Below are 17,093 nucleotides of genomic sequence, written 5' to 3'. Positions count from 1 at the left end.
AAAATGGCACATCCTAAGAGAAAAATCTCGAAAACAAGAAGAGATAAGAGAAGAACACATTATAAAGCTACTGTAGCTCAGATCGCTACATGTCCTATCACTGGAGAGGCACATTTATACCACAGAGCTTACTGGCATGAAGGTAAAATGTATTACAGAGGGCAAGTTGTTATCGATAAATCTGTAGCGGTTGCTTAATACGTTTTTGTAAAAAATACTGGAACTCTCACATCGTGGGAGTTTTTTTTGTTGGTTATAATTTTCTTTTTTTAAGAAAATAGATACAAATTCGCTTTGTTTTTTTTTGTAATTTTCAAGTCTTTTAAAAATTTTTCAAATAGGAGTATTTGGAAGGAAATAATAGAATATAATGAATACAATCACAGCCGCAATTACCGCTGTTGGAGCTTATGTTCCTGACTTTGTACTTTCGAACAAAGTTTTAGAAACAATGGTTGATACCAATGACGAATGGATTACCACTCGTACCGGGATAAAAGAAAGAAGGATTCTTAAGGATGCTGACAAAGGAACATCGTTTCTTGCTATAAAAGCAGCACAGGATTTAATAGCGAAAGCAAATATTGATCCGTTAGAGATTGATATGGTTATAATGGCAACGGCTACAGCAGATATGCCAGTGGCTTCTACTGGAGTTTTTGTTGCCACAGAAATTGGAGCTACAAATGCTTTTGCATACGATTTGCAAGCAGCATGTTCAAGTTTTTTATACGGAATGTCTACGGCTGCAGCTTATATTCAGTCAGGACGATATAAAAAAGTATTATTGATTGGTGCTGATAAAATGTCATCAATTGTAGATTATACAGATAGAGCGACTTGTATTATTTTTGGAGACGGCGCAGGAGCTGTTTTATTTGAGCCAAATTATGAAGGCTTAGGTTTACAAGACGAATATTTACGCAGTGATGGCGTAGGACGTGATTTTCTTAAGATCGCTGCCGGTGGTTCTCTGATTCCTACTACAGCAGAGACTGTACAAAACAAACTACACAATGTTTTTCAGGACGGGAAAACCGTTTTCAAATACGCAGTAACTAATATGGCTGATGCCAGCGAATTGATCTTAAAAAGAAACAATTTGACTAGAGAAGATGTAAGCTGGTTAGTAGCACATCAGGCAAACAAACGTATTATTGATGCGACAGCAAACAGAATGGAGCTTGAAGATTCTAAAGTATTAATGAATATCGAAAGATATGGTAATACAACTTCAGCAACTTTACCATTAGTGCTAAACGACTTTGAACACTTATTAAAAAAAGGAGATAATATTATTTTTGCCGCTTTTGGTGGTGGATTCACTTGGGGATCTATTTACCTAAAATGGGCTTACGATAAGAAATAAATTAAAACTAAAAACAAATCATTATGGATTTAAAAGAAATTCAAAACCTAATCAAATTTGTTGCAAATTCGGGAGTTGCAGAAGTTAAGTTGGAAATGGATGATGTGAAAATCACGATCAGAACAACTTTGGAAACAAATGTAACAGAAGCTACTTATGTGCAACAATTACCTGCTCAAACTGCATTGCCACAGGCAGTAGTTCCTCAGCAGACAGCTCCGGTTGTTGTAAATGTTAACACTGATACACCAGCTGCAACAGAAGATTCTAAGTATATCACTATAAAATCTCCAATTATTGGAACGTTTTATAGAAAACCATCTCCGGATAAAGCTGTTTTCACTGAAGTGGGAAGCACTATCGCTAAAGGTGATGTTCTTTGTGTAATTGAAGCAATGAAATTATTCAACGAAATCGAATCAGAAGTTTCAGGTAAAATTGTAAAAATTCTTGTTGACGATATGTCTCCTGTAGAATTTGACCAACCTTTATTTTTAGTTGATCCATCATAGTTTTTAAAAATTCCAATAGATAAATCACAAAATCCAATGAGTTGGAATTAGGAGATTGGAATTTGTAATTTTTAATATAAGTAAGATGTTTAAAAAAATATTAATTGCGAATAGAGGAGAAATTGCACTTCGTGTAATTCGTACATGTAAAGAGATGGGAATCAAAACTGTAGCGGTTTACTCTACAGCTGATGCAGAAAGTCTACATGTTAAGTTCGCTGACGAAGCGGTTTGTATAGGACCTCCTCCAAGTAACTTATCGTATTTGAAAATGTCAAATATTATTGCTGCTGCTGAGATTACCAATGCAGATGCAATACACCCGGGATACGGTTTTCTTTCTGAGAATGCTAAATTCTCTAAAATTTGCCAGGAACACGGAATCAAATTTATTGGTGCCGCTCCTGAAATGATTGACAGAATGGGAGACAAAGCTTCTGCAAAAGCTACCATGAAAGAAGCAGGAGTACCTTGTGTTCCAGGTTCAGACGGATTGTTAGAATCTTTTGAACAAACACAAGAACTGGCTAAAGAATTTGGTTACCCGGTAATGCTTAAAGCTACTGCCGGTGGTGGTGGAAAAGGAATGCGTGCTGTTTGGAAAGAAGAAGACTTATTGAAAGCCTGGGAAAGCGCACGTCAGGAAGCTGCTGCTGCTTTTGGGAATGACGGAATGTACATGGAGAAACTTATTGAAGAACCACGTCATATCGAAATTCAGGTTGTAGGAGATTCTTATGGAAAAGCATGTCACCTTTCTGAAAGAGATTGCTCGGTACAACGTCGTCACCAAAAACTTACTGAAGAAACACCTTCCCCTTTCATGACAGACGAATTGCGTGCTGCTATGGGAGAAGCTGCTGTAAAAGCTGCTGAATTTATTAAATACGAAGGAGCAGGAACAGTAGAATTTTTGGTTGACAAACACAGAAATTTCTATTTCATGGAAATGAATACCCGTATTCAGGTAGAGCACCCGATCACAGAACAAGTTATAGATTATGATTTGATTCGTGAGCAAATTATGGTGGCTGCAGGAATTCCAATTTCCGGAAAAAACTATTTACCACAATTACACGCTATAGAATGTCGTATTAATGCTGAAGATCCGTATAACGATTTTCGCCCTTCACCGGGAAAAATTACTACGCTTCATATGCCAGGTGGTCACGGTGTACGTTTAGATACACACGTTTATTCTGGTTATAGTATTCCACCTAATTACGATTCGATGATTGCCAAGTTAATTACAACAGCGCAATCTCGTGAAGAAGCAATAAGCAAGATGCGAAGAGCTTTGGATGAGTTCGTTATTGAAGGTGTGAAAACGACAATACCTTTCCACAGACAATTAATGGATGATCCAAGATATATTGCAGGAGATTATACTACTGCATTTATGGATACTTTCAAAATGAATCCAATCGAATAATTTTAAAGGCTATCAATTTTGATAGCCTTTTTTTGTTTCTATAGTTAGTTTGTTTCTACCGTTTAAAAAAAACGATCCGGTTTACCGGTTTGGTTTTTCGCTAAGTAAACACTATTTGTGTATACTTTTTACACACTATTTCGTAATAGTATACAGTTTTGTTTGTTTTTGAGTTTTGTTATATTTTGTTTAAAGCCTTTTAAAATAAGAGCTTAGGGCATTTGATAGTTGGTTTTGTACTTACGGCATAATAATTTCATTATCCTAAAGCGTATAACAACTATTAAATAACTAAACATATACATTATGAAAAATTTATTTTTATCAGCCGCAATCGTTTTGGGAAGTTTAACTTCATTTGCCTCAACTACTCCAATTAGTAACACAACAGTAAAAACGATCTCAGTTCAGGATGACTATACAGAGATTAAATTGGAAGAACTTCCTACTGCTGTTACAGACGCTCTTAAAAAAGCATATCCAACTGCTGTACTTGCTAAAGCATTCAAAAATACAAATTCAGAGTACAAATTAGAAGTAACAGTTGGAGATAAAACGGGAAATCTTTTTGCTAATGCAGATGGAACCTGGATCAAAAAATAAGTATCTTGGTTTCTCTTAAAAAGCATTCAATAAACACTATAAAATATATACACACTATGAAAAATTTATTTTTATCAGCCGCAATCGTTTTGGGAACTTTGACTTCATTTGCTTCAACTTCTCCGATAACTACTACAAGCCTAAAAACAATCTCAGTTCAGGACGAATATACTGAAGTGAAACTGGAGGAAGTACCAGTCGCGATTACCGATGCTCTTAAAAAAGCTTATCCGACTGCTGTACTTGCCAAGGCATTCAAAAATGCAAACTCAGAATATAAATTAGAAGTTACCGTTGGGGACAAAACAGGGAATCTTTTTGCTAATGCAGATGGAACCTGGATTAAAAAATAACCAAAGTAAACTTAAAAACTATATCTTATGAAAAAATTAATGATCACTGCGACAATCGTTTTAGGAACTTTGTCAATGCAGGCTGGAACCACTTTTATCAAAACCACAAAAGTCCAGTTAGAAACCACTCAGGAGGAATATAAAGAAATAGATGCTGTTCCGGCAGCCATCAAAACAGCTTTAGATAATGCCTATCCGGGGGTGAAGCTTGAAAAAGCATACGTTAATGAAAAGAAAGAATATAAAATTGAGATCGTTGTAAGAGAAGTAAAGTCAGTAGTATACACCGATGCTCAAGGAAATATTCTAAAAAAATAATAACTAATTATTAAACAACCCAATAAAAAAATCATTATGAAAAATTTAGTAGTAGCAACAGCAATCGTTTTAGGAAGTTTAACTGTTAATGCAGCCACAACTCCATCATTAGAAAATGCAGTAAACCAATCCGTACTTATTCAAGATGAGTTTAAGGAAGTTAGTGCAGATGCAGTTCCGGCGGCAGTAAAATCAACAGTTGAAAAATCTTTTCCAGGTACAAAACTTGAAAAAGCGTATGTAAATGAGAAGAAAGAGTATAAGCTTGAAATCTCTAAAGGAGACAAAAAGTATATTATATTCTCTGATGCTGCGGGAAACATAGTTAAATAAGAAAAAATATGAAAAAGATCGTTTTAATAGCCGCAATCGTTTTAGGAAGCCTATCCATTTATGCCACTACAATTGTACATTCTGAAGAAGTGAAAACGGAAACAAGTTTCCAAACCGAATATACCGAAGTTGGTACAGATGCTGTTCCGGCAGCAGTAAAAACGGCATTGGAAACAGCGTACCCTGGGGCAAAATTGGTTAAAGCTTATGTAAACGAGAAAAAAGAGTACAAATTAGATATATCAGTTGGTGACCAAAAGGCTACTGTCTACTCAGATGTCAATGGCAACTGGTTGAAAATATAATTAGGTGAATTAGATTTATGTTTTTGGTAAAAAAGAGATTGTTGGATAACAATCTCTTTTTTTTTGCAAAATTTTATGAAAAGACAAGTTTAATAGTATTATTTTAGCAAAAAAGTCACTAAAAAACAATGCCAAAGATATTACTAATAGAAGATGATATTTCATTCTGCAAATTATTGGAGAAGTTCCTGATAAAAAAAGAATATGAAGTAATCATTGCTTTTTCAGCTGCAGAAGCTCGAGTAGCAGTTAATAATCAATTATTCGATTTGATTTTAACGGATCTTCGATTACCGGATTCTGATGGTATTGTACTTATGACTGAATTTAAGGCTTCCAATCCCGAAATACCTGTGATCTTAATGACAGGATACTCCGATGTGAATACGGCTGTAAAAGCGATCAAAAATGGCGCTGCAGACTATATTTCGAAACCGTTTAATCCCGACGAAGTTTTGTTGGTTATTACAAACGCTTTGCAAACTCCGCAAGTTCAAGTTCCAACAAAAGAAAAGAAAGTCGTCAAAAAACAAACTGCCGCTACGGAGAATGAATTTGTACGAGGAATTTCTGTAGCTTCAAAAAAATTACTGGATCATATTCAATTGGTTAGTCCAACGGATATGTCTGTTTTGATTATTGGGGAAAGTGGTACAGGAAAAGAAATCATCGCCAAAAGCATTCACGAGCAAAGCACCCGAAAAAGCAATAATTTCATTGCCGTTGATTGTGGTGCAATCCCAAAAGAATTGGCTGCAAGTGAGTTTTTCGGACATTTAAAAGGATCTTTTACCGGAGCAATCAGCGATAAAATGGGTTATTTTGAAGCGGCTAACGGTGGAACTCTTTTTTTAGATGAAATAGGAAATCTTTCGTATGAAAATCAGATACAGTTGCTAAGAGCACTTCAAGAACGAAAAATTAAACCCGTAGGAAGCAACAAAGAAATTAACGTTGATATCAGAATTATTACGGCCACCAATGAAGATTTGCGGGAAGCTGTTAAAAATGGTGATTTCCGTGAAGATTTATACCATAGAATTAATGAATTTTCTATTCAGTCTCCTTCCTTGACAGACCGCGAAGAAGATTTAATGGTTTTTGCCGATTATTTTCTCGAGAAAGCCAATCAGCAATTAAACAAAGAGATTATTGGTTTTTCACCGGATGTAATTCGAATTTTTCAAAACTACAGCTGGCCCGGAAATTTACGTGAACTTCAAAATTGCGTAAAACGTGCCACATTATTGTCGCGTGGTGATTATATTGAAAGCGAAGTTTTACCAACAGAATTTTTTCAAATCGAAAAACAGCAAAATTCTAAAGGAAATTTTTCATTGTCAGAAAACGAGAAAGAGGCCATTATTCACGCATTATCCAAAGCACAGAACAACAAATCAGAAGCGGCTAAACTGCTTAAGATTACCAGAAAAACACTTTACAATAAGCTAAAGCAATACAATATAGATTAAGTTATTTCTTGTTGCAGCGCAATAAAAAGCGTTTCGATTTGGGCTTTTAAACTGTTGAATATACTTTCTAAATCAGAATTTTTAAATTCATTCTTTTCTAAAGTTTTTAAAATACCGGCAATTTCATCAGATTCAATTTGTTTGAACATTGGTGCAATTCGGTGTGCAATAAGGTTTACTTCAGTGATGTCTTCTTCTGTTATTGCTTTGTTTAAGTAAGTCAAATTTTCTTTAGTACTTTCAATAAACGAGGTGATAACATCTCTCAAAGCATCAGCATCATTGCCTAAAAATTCTTTCAGCGTATCTAACGAGTACAGAGATTCGTTGGCTGATAAAGCTTCAGTAGTTCCTATTTCACTATTGGGGAGCGGAATATCTTCTGCAATATGATGGAGGGTTTCAAGCAGTATTTTTGGGGAATACGGTTTTTTGATAACAGTGGTGAATCCGGCCGCTTTGTAAACGGACAAATCGAGATCTGTTCTTCCCGTCAGTGCAATTACAGGTTGGTTTTTGAATGTCGAAAGCGAACTGTTTTTTAATTTTTCAATAAACATAAAACCATCCATTTCCGGCATTTGAATATCGGTGATGATAAAGTCAAAATCAGTAGTAGGAATGGTTTCTAATGCTTTTTTGGCTTCGTTGAAAGACAAAACATGATGGTTTTCTTGTTTCAGAACCCCGCTGGTTAAATTCAATAAATTAATATCGTCGTCAATAACAATAAAAGTCAGCTTTTTTGTATTGAGGTTAGAAAGCTGTTTTGGGGTTGTAGCCGTTGTGTTTTTAGTACTGTCAAATAATAAAGGGAGTTTGATTTCAAAAGTACTTCCTTCTCCAAAAGTACTTCTAAGGGTTAAGCTTCCTTGAAGAATGGTGACTATTTTTTGGCAGATAGAGAGACCTAAGCCGGTTCCACCATATTGCTTTTCAATACTTTCATTGGCCTGTGCAAATTCTTCAAAAACCAATTGTTGGTTTCCTTTCTCAATTCCAATTCCGGTATCTTCGATGGTAATAACAAAAAAGTCGCTGTTGTCTGCAACATAAGCGCTGATTTTGATAAAACCTTTTTCTGTAAATTTATAAGCGTTCCCGACTATATTAGTCAGGATTTGCTTTAAACGAAACGGATCGCCGACTATTTTGCTGCTCAGCTGATCGTCAACATTGATAATAAGATCGATGGTTTTGTTTTTATAAACGGTCTGAATATTTTTGGCAGCCTCTTCAATAAGCTCCGGCAAAAGGAAAGGTACTTTCTCGATGCTGATTTTTCCCGCTTCGATTTGAGAAAAGTCCAATAAATCCTGAACGAGTTGCGAAATATACTCGGAGGAATTTTTAATGTTTTTAACGAAATAGGATTGTTTGGTCGTTACATCAGAATTGCCCAAAAGTTCCGTGTAGCCCACTATGGTGCTCAGAGGTGTTTTCAGGTCGTGACTTACCGTTGAGATAAGTTGCTCGCGGCTTTTTAGCAGGTTTTTGGTTTTGAAATTAGCAATCTCGAGCTGTTTTTTATACAATTGAGATTTGGAGTAATCGCTAACAATTAAAATAGAGAAAAACACCGTCAGTAATAAACCAATAATGGCAGATGCTGTTACGATATCATTGACTTTTTTAAGTGATTTTTCTTTTAAAGAATTGTTTTTTATAGAGTTGATAATGATTTCACGCTCTATAATACGAAGTACTTTTCTAAGTTGTTCCGAGATGGCAATTTCATTTTTAAGCAATTTGTTTTCCTCAAAATTCAGCGATTCTTTCTTTTTTTCTGCTTTTATTTTGACATTGCTTAATAGCTTTTTTGAATTGGCCAAGATAGAATCGGAGGCCTGTTTACTCAACGTATTGGTGCTGTCGTCGGGAATATTCTGATTGAGATAATCAACATATTTCTGAAGCACATTTCGCTGGTAATTTCCCAATTGATTAGGGCTTTTCGTAAAATCCTGAAGTTCCAGCTTACGGAGTTTGAATTCCATTTTGGTAATTTCGTCAATAGCGGTATTTACCGAAACTTCATCGTCGGCTTTGTTTTTTATGGTTTTTAGCTGTCGGATATTCTCTGTTTTTTCAGACAAAAAATAGGTAACGCTGTCTAGTAAAGTTTTCTGATAGTCGGTAGTAACGATTTGTTTTAAGGTGTCGATTCTTGCGCGTAGGGAATCTGTTTCAATAATATAACTTTTAAAGTCATTTTCAGAATTCGTCTGGATCGTTTTTCGGGCCAAACTTTCTGTTTTGTATACATTAGAGAAGAGTTTACTGACTCTTAGAATTTTGGTTTTTTCAAAGCCTATTTTTTCTTCGAGTTTGTTATAAACTTTATTTTCAGAATATAGGAACCAACCAACCGTAACAACTAATCCCAGTAATGCAATATAACTGAAGAGTACTTTAATCGGCATGTAACTTTTTTTACTCTCCATAAATTAGGGTAACAGGAATTGCAAGGGTTTTTGTAAATGAAACAACTGCAATTTATTTAAAATTTTCTGATTTAGGATTATAAACCGCGAGGAAAATCTTGTATAATTTTAATATGAGGCTTAAAAAAAACCGCAGATTTTAAAGATGAAACAGGTTCGATCTAGAAAATCTACGGTTATTTTTTTTGACACGAATTTCACGAATTGGCACGAATTGTTTTTTTTTGCCACGAATTAATTAGTGTAATTAGTGCAATTCGTGTTTAATTTTTTTGCCACAGATTAAAAAGATTCGCACAGATTATCTGATCGTTTTGGTTTTTTTGCCAAGAATATCTCCAATTGGCACGAATTAATTAGTGTAATTAGTGCAATTCGTGTTTAATTTTTTTGCCACAGATTAAAAAGATTCGCACAGATTATCTGATCGTTTTGATTTTTTTTGCCAAGAATATCTCCAATTGGCACGAATTAATTAGTGTAATTAGTGAAATTCGTGTTTAATTTTTTTGCGTCGCAGATTATCCAATCATTTTAATCCTTTAATCTGTGGCAGTTTTTTCACCCAGCTTTAACAGATTTTTTCAAAAGCAATAATGAAAAAATCTGCCAAATCTGCGTGCTATTCTATTTTTATATAGATCCTTACAACGTTTCGTTTAACCATTTGAAAAACTCACCTTGCCAAACCTGAGCATTCTGAGGTTTTAGAACCCAGTGGTTTTCTTCCGGGAAATAAACCAAACGGCTTTTAAGACCTCTTAATTGGGCCGCTTGAAAAGCTTCTTGTGATTGTCCGATTGGCACACGGAAATCTTTTCCTCCCTGAACAATCAAAATCGGTTTGTTCCAGTTTTGAACTAAGCTTGCAGGATTAAAAGTAGTATACGTTTTTTGGGCTACTGCATTGTCTTTTTCCCAGTAGGCACCACCAAAATCCCAGTTGTTAAAGAAAACTTCTTCCGTTGTTCCAAACATGCTTTGAGTATTGAAAACACCATCGTGAGCGATAAAAGTTTTGAAACGGTTTTTGTGAATTCCAGCTAAATAGAATACAGAATAACCACCGTAACTAGCGCCAACGCAACCTAAACGAGATTTATCTACATAGCTTTCTTTAGAGACATCATCAATTGCAGATAAATAATCATCCATAACCTGTCCACCCCAATCTTTACTGATTTGTTCGTTCCATTCTACTCCGTGTCCCGGCATTCCGCGACGGTTTGGAGCGACTACTATATAACCTTTAGCAGCCATTAAAGAGAAATTCCAACGGAACGAGTACGATTGTGTTAAGGCAGATTGTGGCCCTCCCTGACAGAATAATAGTGTTGGATATTTTTTTGTAGCATCAAAATTAGGAGGTAAAATTACCCATACCAACATTTTTTTACCGTCGGTAGTCGTAACATAACGTTTTTCTGTTTTGCTTAACGTTAGGGTGTTGTATGTTTCGGTATTTACATTTGATAATTGTTTCCAGGTTTTTTTCTTCAAATTATAAGAAAAAATTTCAGCCGCATGATTCATGTCTGTTCTCGTTACGATAATTTCATCACCTGAAAATCCAACTAAATCACTTACATCAAAATCCCCATTTGTCAATTGACGAACCTGAATGGCTATTTTGGTTAAACCTGGAAAGTTTACTTCAAAAAGTTGTTTTGTTCCGTCTACCGGTGCTACAAAAAATACTTTTTTACCGTCTTTACTCCACATGAAATTATCTACAGTACCGTCCCAATTAGCAGTTAGGTTCGTTTTGATTCCTTTAAATTCAACAATAATGTCGTTTTTGTCCGCTTCATAACCATCACGTTTCATTTGCAACCAAGTTAGATTTCCGGTTGGAGAAAATTGCGGAGCAGTGTCATAACCTAAGTTACCTTCGGTTCTGTTGCTTGTTTTTTGAGTTTCTAAATTGTACTCATAAATATCGGTATTCGTAGAAATGGCATAAGCAGTTCCTGCTTTTTTCTTGCATACATACAAGATACTTTTTCCGTTAGGAGACCAGATATAATCTTCGTCACCACCAAAAGGTTTTTGTGGACTGTCGAAAGCTTCTCCTTTAAGGATATCAATTCCTGCAGTTTCTTTGTTGTTATTTTTGTAGAAAACATGATTGAATTTCCCTTCGTTCCAGGTATCCCAGTGACGGTAATCTAAACCATCGTAAATCTGAACATCAGATTTATCTAAGTTCGGATAGAAATCTTTCCCTAAAACTTTATCGATTTTTACTTCTTCATTATAGACTAATAACGTTCCGTCTGGCGAAATGTTTTTGTCTGTCAACACCTCTTTGGTGTCTTTGATTTCAGTTGCATTTCCTCCATTTACAGGTAAAATGTAAAATTTAGAATGCGATTTGTTTTCCTCTACAGAAGGAGTTGTTACTTTAAAAACAACATTTTTTTCGTCTTTCGAAAGGCCTAGTGGAGTCACTCGTCCTAATTTCCATAACAATTCCGGTGACATTACATTCTGTCCGATAGCGTTTAAACTCATCATTATTAAGGTTGTTACTACTACTTTTTTCATAATTGAAATTCTAATTTTTGTGGTGCCTAAAGTACGGAAATTAAATTCCAATTTTTTAAATTCCAAATTCCAATTTTTGTTAATGTTTTTGGGGAAAAATGGGTTTAAATTCCAGTCTTCTGAAATTCCAATCTTCTGAAATTCCAATTTTCTGAAATTCCAATTTTCTGAAATTCCAATCTTCTGAAATTCCAAATTCCAACCTTTTGTTGGTGACTTGGATAAATGAGGGGTGTTGCTCTTCGACTTCGCTCAGAGTGACACTCCTGGTTGGAATTTGGAATTTAAGAATTTGGAATTTATTTCTAGTATATTTTGTTGGTGATTTAAAAGAAGAATGTCCACTCTTCGACTTCACTCAGAATGACACCCCACGTTGGAATTTGGAATTTAAAAGATTGGAATTTACGTCTAGTATATTTCGTTAGTGATTTAAAAGAATAAAGCCCACTCTTCGACTTCGTTCAGAGTGACACCCCTCGTTGGAATTTGGAATTTAAGAGATTGGAATTTACGTCTAGTATATTTCGTTGGTGATTTAAAAGAAGAAAGTCCGCTCTTCGACTTCATTCAGAGTGACACCCCTCGTTGGAATTTGGAATTTAAAAAATTTGGAATTTATTTTTTAGCATAAAAAATTTCTATTTTTATACCTAAAAATTATTCACTCATGGAATTAAGTTATTGGGAGCTTAAAAATTGGTTTACTAATGTAGATTATACGATCGTTGGCAGCGGTATTGTAGGTTTGCATGCGGGGTTGCGCTTGCGCGAAAGATTTCCAACTGCAAAAATCCTGATTTTAGAAAAAGGAATGTTACCCCAGGGAGCAAGTACCAAGAATGCCGGTTTTGCTTGTTTCGGAAGTCTTTCTGAAATTATAGAGGATTTAAAAACACATTCCGAAGACGAGGTAGTGCAACTTGTTGAAAAACGCTGGCAAGGTTTGCAATTACTTCGAAAAAGATTGGGTGATACTGCTATCGATTTTAGACCGCATGGTGGTTATGAACTTTTTTTGAAAGAAGAGAACAATGGTTTTGATGATTGTGTAAGTAGGTTACCTTTTATAAATAGTATTTTAAAACCACTTTTTAAAGCAGATGTTTTTGGTAAAGAAGTGGATAGATTTGGATTCAAAAACATTGAAGACTATTTGATTTTTAATCCATTTGAAGCTCAGATTGATACCGGAAATATGATGCAGGAGTTATTGAAACAAGCGATTGCGGCAGATATTCTGATTTTGAACCAACAAACTGTAACATCTTATCTGGACAATGGAACACAGGTTGAAGTAGTCTTGAATGATTTTAGTTTTAATTCAAAAAAAATACTTTTTGCGACCAATGGTTTTGCAAATGTCTTGACAAAAGGAGCTGTACAGCCGGCAAGAGCGCAGGTTTTAATTACAGAACCCATTCCGAATTTAGATATTAAAGGTACTTTTCATCTCGATAGGGGGTATTATTACTTCAGGAATATCGGTGATCGGATTTTATTGGGTGGAGGCAGAAACCTGGATTTTGAAACAGAAAACACTACAGAATTTGGGCAAACCAAAATTGTTCAAAATAAATTGGAGGATTTACTTAAAAATGTAATTTTACCGAATCAGGAATTTCAGATTGCCCATCGTTGGAGTGGCATTATGGGAGTAGGGAACAGTAAAAATCCTGTGGTTACACAATTGTCTGAAAACGTGTTCTGTGGAGTGCGTTTAGGCGGAATGGGTGTAGCGATAGGTAGTTTAATAGGAACAGAATTAGCAGATTTAATATAATGGCAGTCAAAAAACCAGCACCAAAAACAACAACCGCAAGCAAACCTAAACCCAAAGCGCCTCCTAAAAAGTCGAAACGTTCTTTTGGTGAAAAAGTAAAATGGTTTTTCATTAAATTATTGCTTTGGTTCTTCGGGGTTTCAATTGCATCGGTGGTTTTATTCAAATACATACCGGTTCCTTTTACTCCGTTAATGGTGATTCGTGCCATTGAAAATAAAACAGGGGGCAAAGAAGTCTATTTTGATCATGATTGGGAGCCTATTGACAAGATTTCGATGAATTTGCAAAAAGCAGTTATTGCCAGTGAAGATGGAACTTTTCTATCACACAACGGTTTTGATTTTAAAGCACTTCAAAAAGCCTACAAAAGCAACGAACGTGGACGCAGAATTCGGGGCGGAAGTACAATTTCGCAGCAAACCGCCAAAAATGTTTTTTTATGGCAGGGGAAAAGTTATTTCCGAAAAGGATTAGAAGCCTATTTTACCGTTTTAATCGAAGTAATATGGGGGAAGAAACGCATTATGGAAGTATACCTGAATAGTATCGAAATGGGTGATGGTGTTTACGGAGCATATGCTGCAACGGAACATTGGTACCGTCGTGATGCTTCGAGCCTAACACCAATGCAGGCTGCCGGAATTGCGGCCATATTGCCAAACCCCAGAAAATTTAAAGCAACAGGATCCTCGAGTTATATCAACAGACGTAAAGAAAGAATTGTTCGCGAAATGCGTGCAGTTGGAAAAATAAATTACGATGGGAAGTAAACAAGCCTTCGCAGGGCTTCTCGTATTGACATCGCTTTTTGTTTTTGGACAAGGAAAGACGAAAGAAATAGGACTTATTTCAGATAATGATTTATACACATCGTCTAAGAACGATATGTATTATACCAATGGGCTAGAGTTTTTCTATCGGTTTCTGTCGAAAAATGACAATGAAAAAATCAATAAGGAAATAACTGAATTTCGCGTCGGACAATACATTTACAATCCACGGTTTATAAATATAGAAGTGCGTAATAACAATAATCGTCCTTTTGCAGGGTATCTTTTTGCAGAAGCGGGTCGCAGCTTTTTTTATAATAGTGAATCCGTTTTGAAAACCGATTTTCAGTTGGGATTTGTGGGGCAGAATTCTCTTGGAAGAGAAATGCAAGAAGCCTTTCATCATGTGATCGGATACAAAAAAGTATACGGTTGGGAGAATCAGATTCACAATGCGTTGGCACTTCAGGCGCATGTAATGTATTCGAAGAAATTATTTCCAAGTCAACATAACGACTTTGCCGATTTTCATTTTCAGTCAGAAGCCGATTTAGGGACTATTTTTACGGGAGTTTCTACTGGTTTTTTGACCCGAATTGGTTTTAAAAAATTGCTTCCGGTTTATGATTCAAATTTGCATGACGCTTCTGTGAGTACTAACCCGCAATATACGGTGCGGGAGTTTTACTTTTATGCCATGCCAAGTGTCAGGTATCAGTTTTATGATGCTACAATTGAAGGAAGTTTGTTTAATAATGAAAGTCCAGTGACTTTTGACTTGGTTTCGCTTCGTTTCAATGCTGAGTTTGGATTAAAATACCGTCATGACAATTTCAACTTGTCGTATTCTTTTATTTATCACGGAAGAGAATTAAACAGTCATGAGATTACCGGATCTTTTTATGGTTCGATTCGGTTTGCGTATTTATTAAAATAAAAAAGCCATAATCTGAGACTATGGCTTTCGGTATTTGCTTTATATATGAATGTCGTATTTTATAATTTCAGGGTACTAATTCAGAAATATTTAAAAATGATACTAGTTCAAAAAACAGATACTTTTCTTTTGATGAAGACGGAATACGATCCCCGTACTTCTATTATATTTTAATGTTATTTACGATTTTTATTCATTAGCCGATTCCTAGTAAAGAGTGCCGAATCATCAGGGATTAAACAAGAATTGACTCATTAAAATGCACACTATATTTTCTATGCCTCGCTAATTTTTTGCAAATGTACGAAGAGAAACTTTATTAAATTGTCAATATTGGATTAAAATTTTCTAATATTAGATAAATTTTTGCCAAAAAATAGTCGGCTCTTTATTGAATAGGTAATTTGGGAAGAAATGATCCCGTCTATTGTAATGAATTCACTGTAAAAATCAAATCGTAAGAAGGTGTTAAGTGTTTAAAACTAAGGTTAATTAGGTTTTTTATTGTTAAACTAACGCTTGTGAATTTAGGCTTAGGACAACTATATCGATTTCAAATAAGAATAGTAGTATTGAAATACAGCTCAAATTTTAAAACGTAAGAATGTACTTCTTTTTTTATAACTCATGTGAATTGTAAGCCCTATTAACACCGAAGAAATGATGTTGAGGTTTTACTATTTTTAGATAAGAACATCCAAAATCGAAAACAAAAACAGCTGCCGTCTAATGTGACGGCAGCTGTTTTTGTTTGGAAACGGAGCAAACTACTAACTCTTCTTTTAATTGGAGCGAGTATAGATGAGGGGCTAGACCAAAATGCAAACTGGAGCTGCTGGGTAACAAATTAATTAAAGGATTGATATAATCATATAATACTAAAAAAGAGAAATCATGAAAACTAATTTAATTAAAACCGGATATTTATTTTTATCAGTATGGTTACTTGGTAGCTGTACAAATAATGATCAACCCAACCCAACTGTAGCTTGTCCAAGTATCGACGTACTCGGTTTGGCTTTTACGGGAAATATAAATAATGCAAGCGCAATGCCTTTCTTTGGCTATTTTGATAATTCGACAGCAGTCTCCAATTGGGTACCTATTGCCAACATAAGTATTACCAATCCGGCTACGCCAGCTTTTATACAATTGTCGTCTGCAAATAATGCGGTGTACAATGCTGCAACAGGAGATTATAAGTTGGTTATTGCAGAAGAAAAAAGATTAATAACGATTAACGCTGCGGGAGCAATTTCTTTTACTCCAATTACAACGGGAATTGCAGGTGTTAACATTACCAATGCTCCGGTGTATTCAGGAGGTAATTTGTATTTTGGAAACATGACTTATACTGGCGTAAATATGGTTTTTAGTGTTTTGGATAGTTCCTATGCATTGGTCAATTCTATTACGATCCCAAGCGGTAATATTAGCGGTAATTATTCCTGGAATTTTACATCAGCAACCGATGGTGGTAGTTTGATCTATTTTGCAATTGGAAACAATATTATAACGTATAACAGATCTACAAATACAATCGTTGCCTCAGTAATACCCGGAGTTTCATCAGGAACCATTATAGGTTTAGAGTTTAAAGGGACAAATAAGTTGTATGCTTTACATGAAGATTGGTCTGCTGCCAGTACAGATTTGGTAGAAATTGATGTAACGAACCCACTGGCTGTAACAAAAGCAAGCGTAATATCGTTAGGTTTTCAAGTGAATTATGAATTTTTCAGTACAACTTATAACGAGTGTAATCAAAAATTTTATTTGTCTACACCGGACACTAGCGGAAGTAATTTGCCAGCGCGAAATATTCGAATTGATCTGGCTGGAACGCCAACTATTGTACCGCTGACGCCGGTTAACGTCTGGATTACCGGATTAGCCTTAAAACGTTAAGGAG

At 35.3% G+C, this 17,093-nt stretch carries 16 protein-coding genes; 14 read left to right on the top strand and 2 right to left on the bottom strand.

Annotated features, from left to right (window positions below):
• The first annotated feature begins 3 nt into the window (after positions 1-3).
• The 10 genes from rpmF to LNP23_RS03120 all read left to right on the top strand — a co-directional run bounded on the left by rpmF (position 4) and on the right by LNP23_RS03120 (position 6,697).
• Positions 4-198 carry a 50S ribosomal protein L32 gene (gene rpmF / locus LNP23_RS03165; protein WP_007137315.1) on the top strand — a complete coding sequence of 65 codons (195 nt, stop codon included), beginning with the start codon at positions 4-6 and terminating at the stop codon, positions 196-198.
• Between the two features lie 172 nt (positions 199-370).
• Positions 371-1,369, top strand: coding sequence for a beta-ketoacyl-ACP synthase III (locus LNP23_RS03160; RefSeq protein WP_047776822.1), 999 nt, complete (start codon positions 371-373; stop codon positions 1,367-1,369).
• A 23-nt stretch (positions 1,370-1,392) separates the two neighbouring features.
• On the top strand, positions 1,393-1,881 hold the full coding sequence (accB, locus tag LNP23_RS03155; RefSeq protein WP_047776824.1) for an acetyl-CoA carboxylase biotin carboxyl carrier protein: 489 nt from the start codon (positions 1,393-1,395) through the stop codon (positions 1,879-1,881).
• Positions 1,882-1,966: 85 nt separating this feature from the next.
• Positions 1,967-3,313: an acetyl-CoA carboxylase biotin carboxylase subunit gene (gene accC, locus LNP23_RS03150; RefSeq protein ID WP_047776826.1), complete on the top strand. Its 1,347-nt coding sequence runs from the start codon at positions 1,967-1,969 to the stop codon at positions 3,311-3,313.
• 306 nt (positions 3,314-3,619) lie between these two features.
• On the top strand, positions 3,620-3,916 hold the full coding sequence (locus LNP23_RS03145; RefSeq protein ID WP_230003691.1) for a hypothetical protein: 297 nt from the start codon (positions 3,620-3,622) through the stop codon (positions 3,914-3,916).
• 56 nt (positions 3,917-3,972) lie between these two features.
• The gene (locus LNP23_RS03140; RefSeq protein WP_047776829.1) at positions 3,973-4,269 is read left to right on the top strand and encodes a hypothetical protein; all 297 of its coding nucleotides are present in this window, start codon (positions 3,973-3,975) and stop codon (positions 4,267-4,269) included.
• 27 nt (positions 4,270-4,296) lie between these two features.
• Positions 4,297-4,587: a hypothetical protein gene (locus tag LNP23_RS03135; protein WP_047776831.1), complete on the top strand. Its 291-nt coding sequence runs from the start codon at positions 4,297-4,299 to the stop codon at positions 4,585-4,587.
• 36 nt (positions 4,588-4,623) lie between these two features.
• Complete coding sequence (locus LNP23_RS03130) at positions 4,624-4,920, top strand: PepSY-like domain-containing protein (protein ID WP_047776832.1); 297 nt, start codon at positions 4,624-4,626, stop codon at positions 4,918-4,920.
• A gap of 8 nt (positions 4,921-4,928) precedes the next feature.
• Positions 4,929-5,225 carry a hypothetical protein gene (locus LNP23_RS03125; protein ID WP_047776834.1) on the top strand — a complete coding sequence of 99 codons (297 nt, stop codon included), beginning with the start codon at positions 4,929-4,931 and terminating at the stop codon, positions 5,223-5,225.
• Positions 5,226-5,353: 128 nt separating this feature from the next.
• Positions 5,354-6,697: a sigma-54-dependent transcriptional regulator gene (locus LNP23_RS03120; RefSeq protein WP_230003689.1), complete on the top strand. Its 1,344-nt coding sequence runs from the start codon at positions 5,354-5,356 to the stop codon at positions 6,695-6,697.
• On the opposite strand, the gene LNP23_RS03115 is transcribed toward LNP23_RS03120, so the two are convergent.
• Both LNP23_RS03115 and LNP23_RS03110 read right to left on the bottom strand, forming a co-directional pair.
• Positions 6,694-9,141 carry a hybrid sensor histidine kinase/response regulator gene (locus tag LNP23_RS03115; RefSeq protein WP_230003687.1) on the bottom strand — a complete coding sequence of 816 codons (2,448 nt, stop codon included), beginning with the start codon at positions 9,139-9,141 and terminating at the stop codon, positions 6,694-6,696. The genes LNP23_RS03120 and LNP23_RS03115 overlap by 4 nt on opposite strands.
• Before the next feature lie 645 nt (positions 9,142-9,786).
• On the bottom strand, positions 9,787-11,688 hold the full coding sequence (locus tag LNP23_RS03110; RefSeq protein ID WP_230003686.1) for a S9 family peptidase: 1,902 nt from the start codon (positions 11,686-11,688) through the stop codon (positions 9,787-9,789).
• 670 nt (positions 11,689-12,358) lie between these two features.
• On the opposite strand from LNP23_RS03110, the gene LNP23_RS03105 reads away from it, so the two are divergent.
• The 4 genes from LNP23_RS03105 (at position 12,359) to LNP23_RS03090 (ending at position 17,089) form a co-directional block, all read left to right on the top strand.
• Entirely contained in the window at positions 12,359-13,471 is a 1,113-nt protein-coding gene (locus LNP23_RS03105) for an NAD(P)/FAD-dependent oxidoreductase (RefSeq protein WP_230003684.1), read from the top strand.
• A complete protein-coding gene (mtgA, locus tag LNP23_RS03100; protein WP_395426459.1) occupies positions 13,471-14,244 on the top strand; it encodes a monofunctional biosynthetic peptidoglycan transglycosylase in 774 nt (257 codons plus the stop codon). The genes LNP23_RS03105 and mtgA overlap by 1 nt, the downstream gene beginning before the upstream one ends.
• Complete coding sequence (locus LNP23_RS03095) at positions 14,234-15,181, top strand: lipid A deacylase LpxR family protein (protein WP_230003683.1); 948 nt, start codon at positions 14,234-14,236, stop codon at positions 15,179-15,181. Before mtgA ends, LNP23_RS03095 begins: the two co-directional genes overlap by 11 nt.
• A gap of 894 nt (positions 15,182-16,075) precedes the next feature.
• A complete protein-coding gene (locus LNP23_RS03090; RefSeq protein ID WP_230003681.1) occupies positions 16,076-17,089 on the top strand; it encodes a hypothetical protein in 1,014 nt (337 codons plus the stop codon).
• Positions 17,090-17,093: the final 4 nt, after the last annotated feature.

It is taken from the genome of Flavobacterium cupriresistens (assembly GCF_020911925.1).
GTDB lineage: Bacteria > Bacteroidota > Bacteroidia > Flavobacteriales > Flavobacteriaceae > Flavobacterium > Flavobacterium cupriresistens.
This window is presented reverse-complemented; position numbering and strand designations above follow the sequence as displayed.

Coding starts and splice junctions, on each gene's coding strand:
- LNP23_RS03120 (WP_230003689.1), top strand. CDS start 5,354: ATGCCAAAGATATTACTAATAGAAGATGATATTTCATTCTGCAAATTA.
- LNP23_RS03095 (WP_230003683.1), top strand. CDS start 14,234: ATGGGAAGTAAACAAGCCTTCGCAGGGCTTCTCGTATTGACATCGCTT.
- LNP23_RS03160 (WP_047776822.1), top strand. CDS start 371: ATGAATACAATCACAGCCGCAATTACCGCTGTTGGAGCTTATGTTCCT.
- rpmF (WP_007137315.1), top strand. CDS start 4: ATGGCACATCCTAAGAGAAAAATCTCGAAAACAAGAAGAGATAAGAGA.
- accB (WP_047776824.1), top strand. CDS start 1,393: ATGGATTTAAAAGAAATTCAAAACCTAATCAAATTTGTTGCAAATTCG.
- LNP23_RS03110 (WP_230003686.1), bottom strand. CDS start 11,688: ATGAAAAAAGTAGTAGTAACAACCTTAATAATGATGAGTTTAAACGCT.
- LNP23_RS03115 (WP_230003687.1), bottom strand. CDS start 9,141: ATGGAGAGTAAAAAAAGTTACATGCCGATTAAAGTACTCTTCAGTTAT.
- LNP23_RS03130 (WP_047776832.1), top strand. CDS start 4,624: ATGAAAAATTTAGTAGTAGCAACAGCAATCGTTTTAGGAAGTTTAACT.
- mtgA (WP_395426459.1), top strand. CDS start 13,471: ATGGCAGTCAAAAAACCAGCACCAAAAACAACAACCGCAAGCAAACCT.
- LNP23_RS03140 (WP_047776829.1), top strand. CDS start 3,973: ATGAAAAATTTATTTTTATCAGCCGCAATCGTTTTGGGAACTTTGACT.
- LNP23_RS03145 (WP_230003691.1), top strand. CDS start 3,620: ATGAAAAATTTATTTTTATCAGCCGCAATCGTTTTGGGAAGTTTAACT.
- LNP23_RS03090 (WP_230003681.1), top strand. CDS start 16,076: ATGAAAACTAATTTAATTAAAACCGGATATTTATTTTTATCAGTATGG.
- LNP23_RS03135 (WP_047776831.1), top strand. CDS start 4,297: ATGAAAAAATTAATGATCACTGCGACAATCGTTTTAGGAACTTTGTCA.
- accC (WP_047776826.1), top strand. CDS start 1,967: ATGTTTAAAAAAATATTAATTGCGAATAGAGGAGAAATTGCACTTCGT.
- LNP23_RS03125 (WP_047776834.1), top strand. CDS start 4,929: ATGAAAAAGATCGTTTTAATAGCCGCAATCGTTTTAGGAAGCCTATCC.
- LNP23_RS03105 (WP_230003684.1), top strand. CDS start 12,359: ATGGAATTAAGTTATTGGGAGCTTAAAAATTGGTTTACTAATGTAGAT.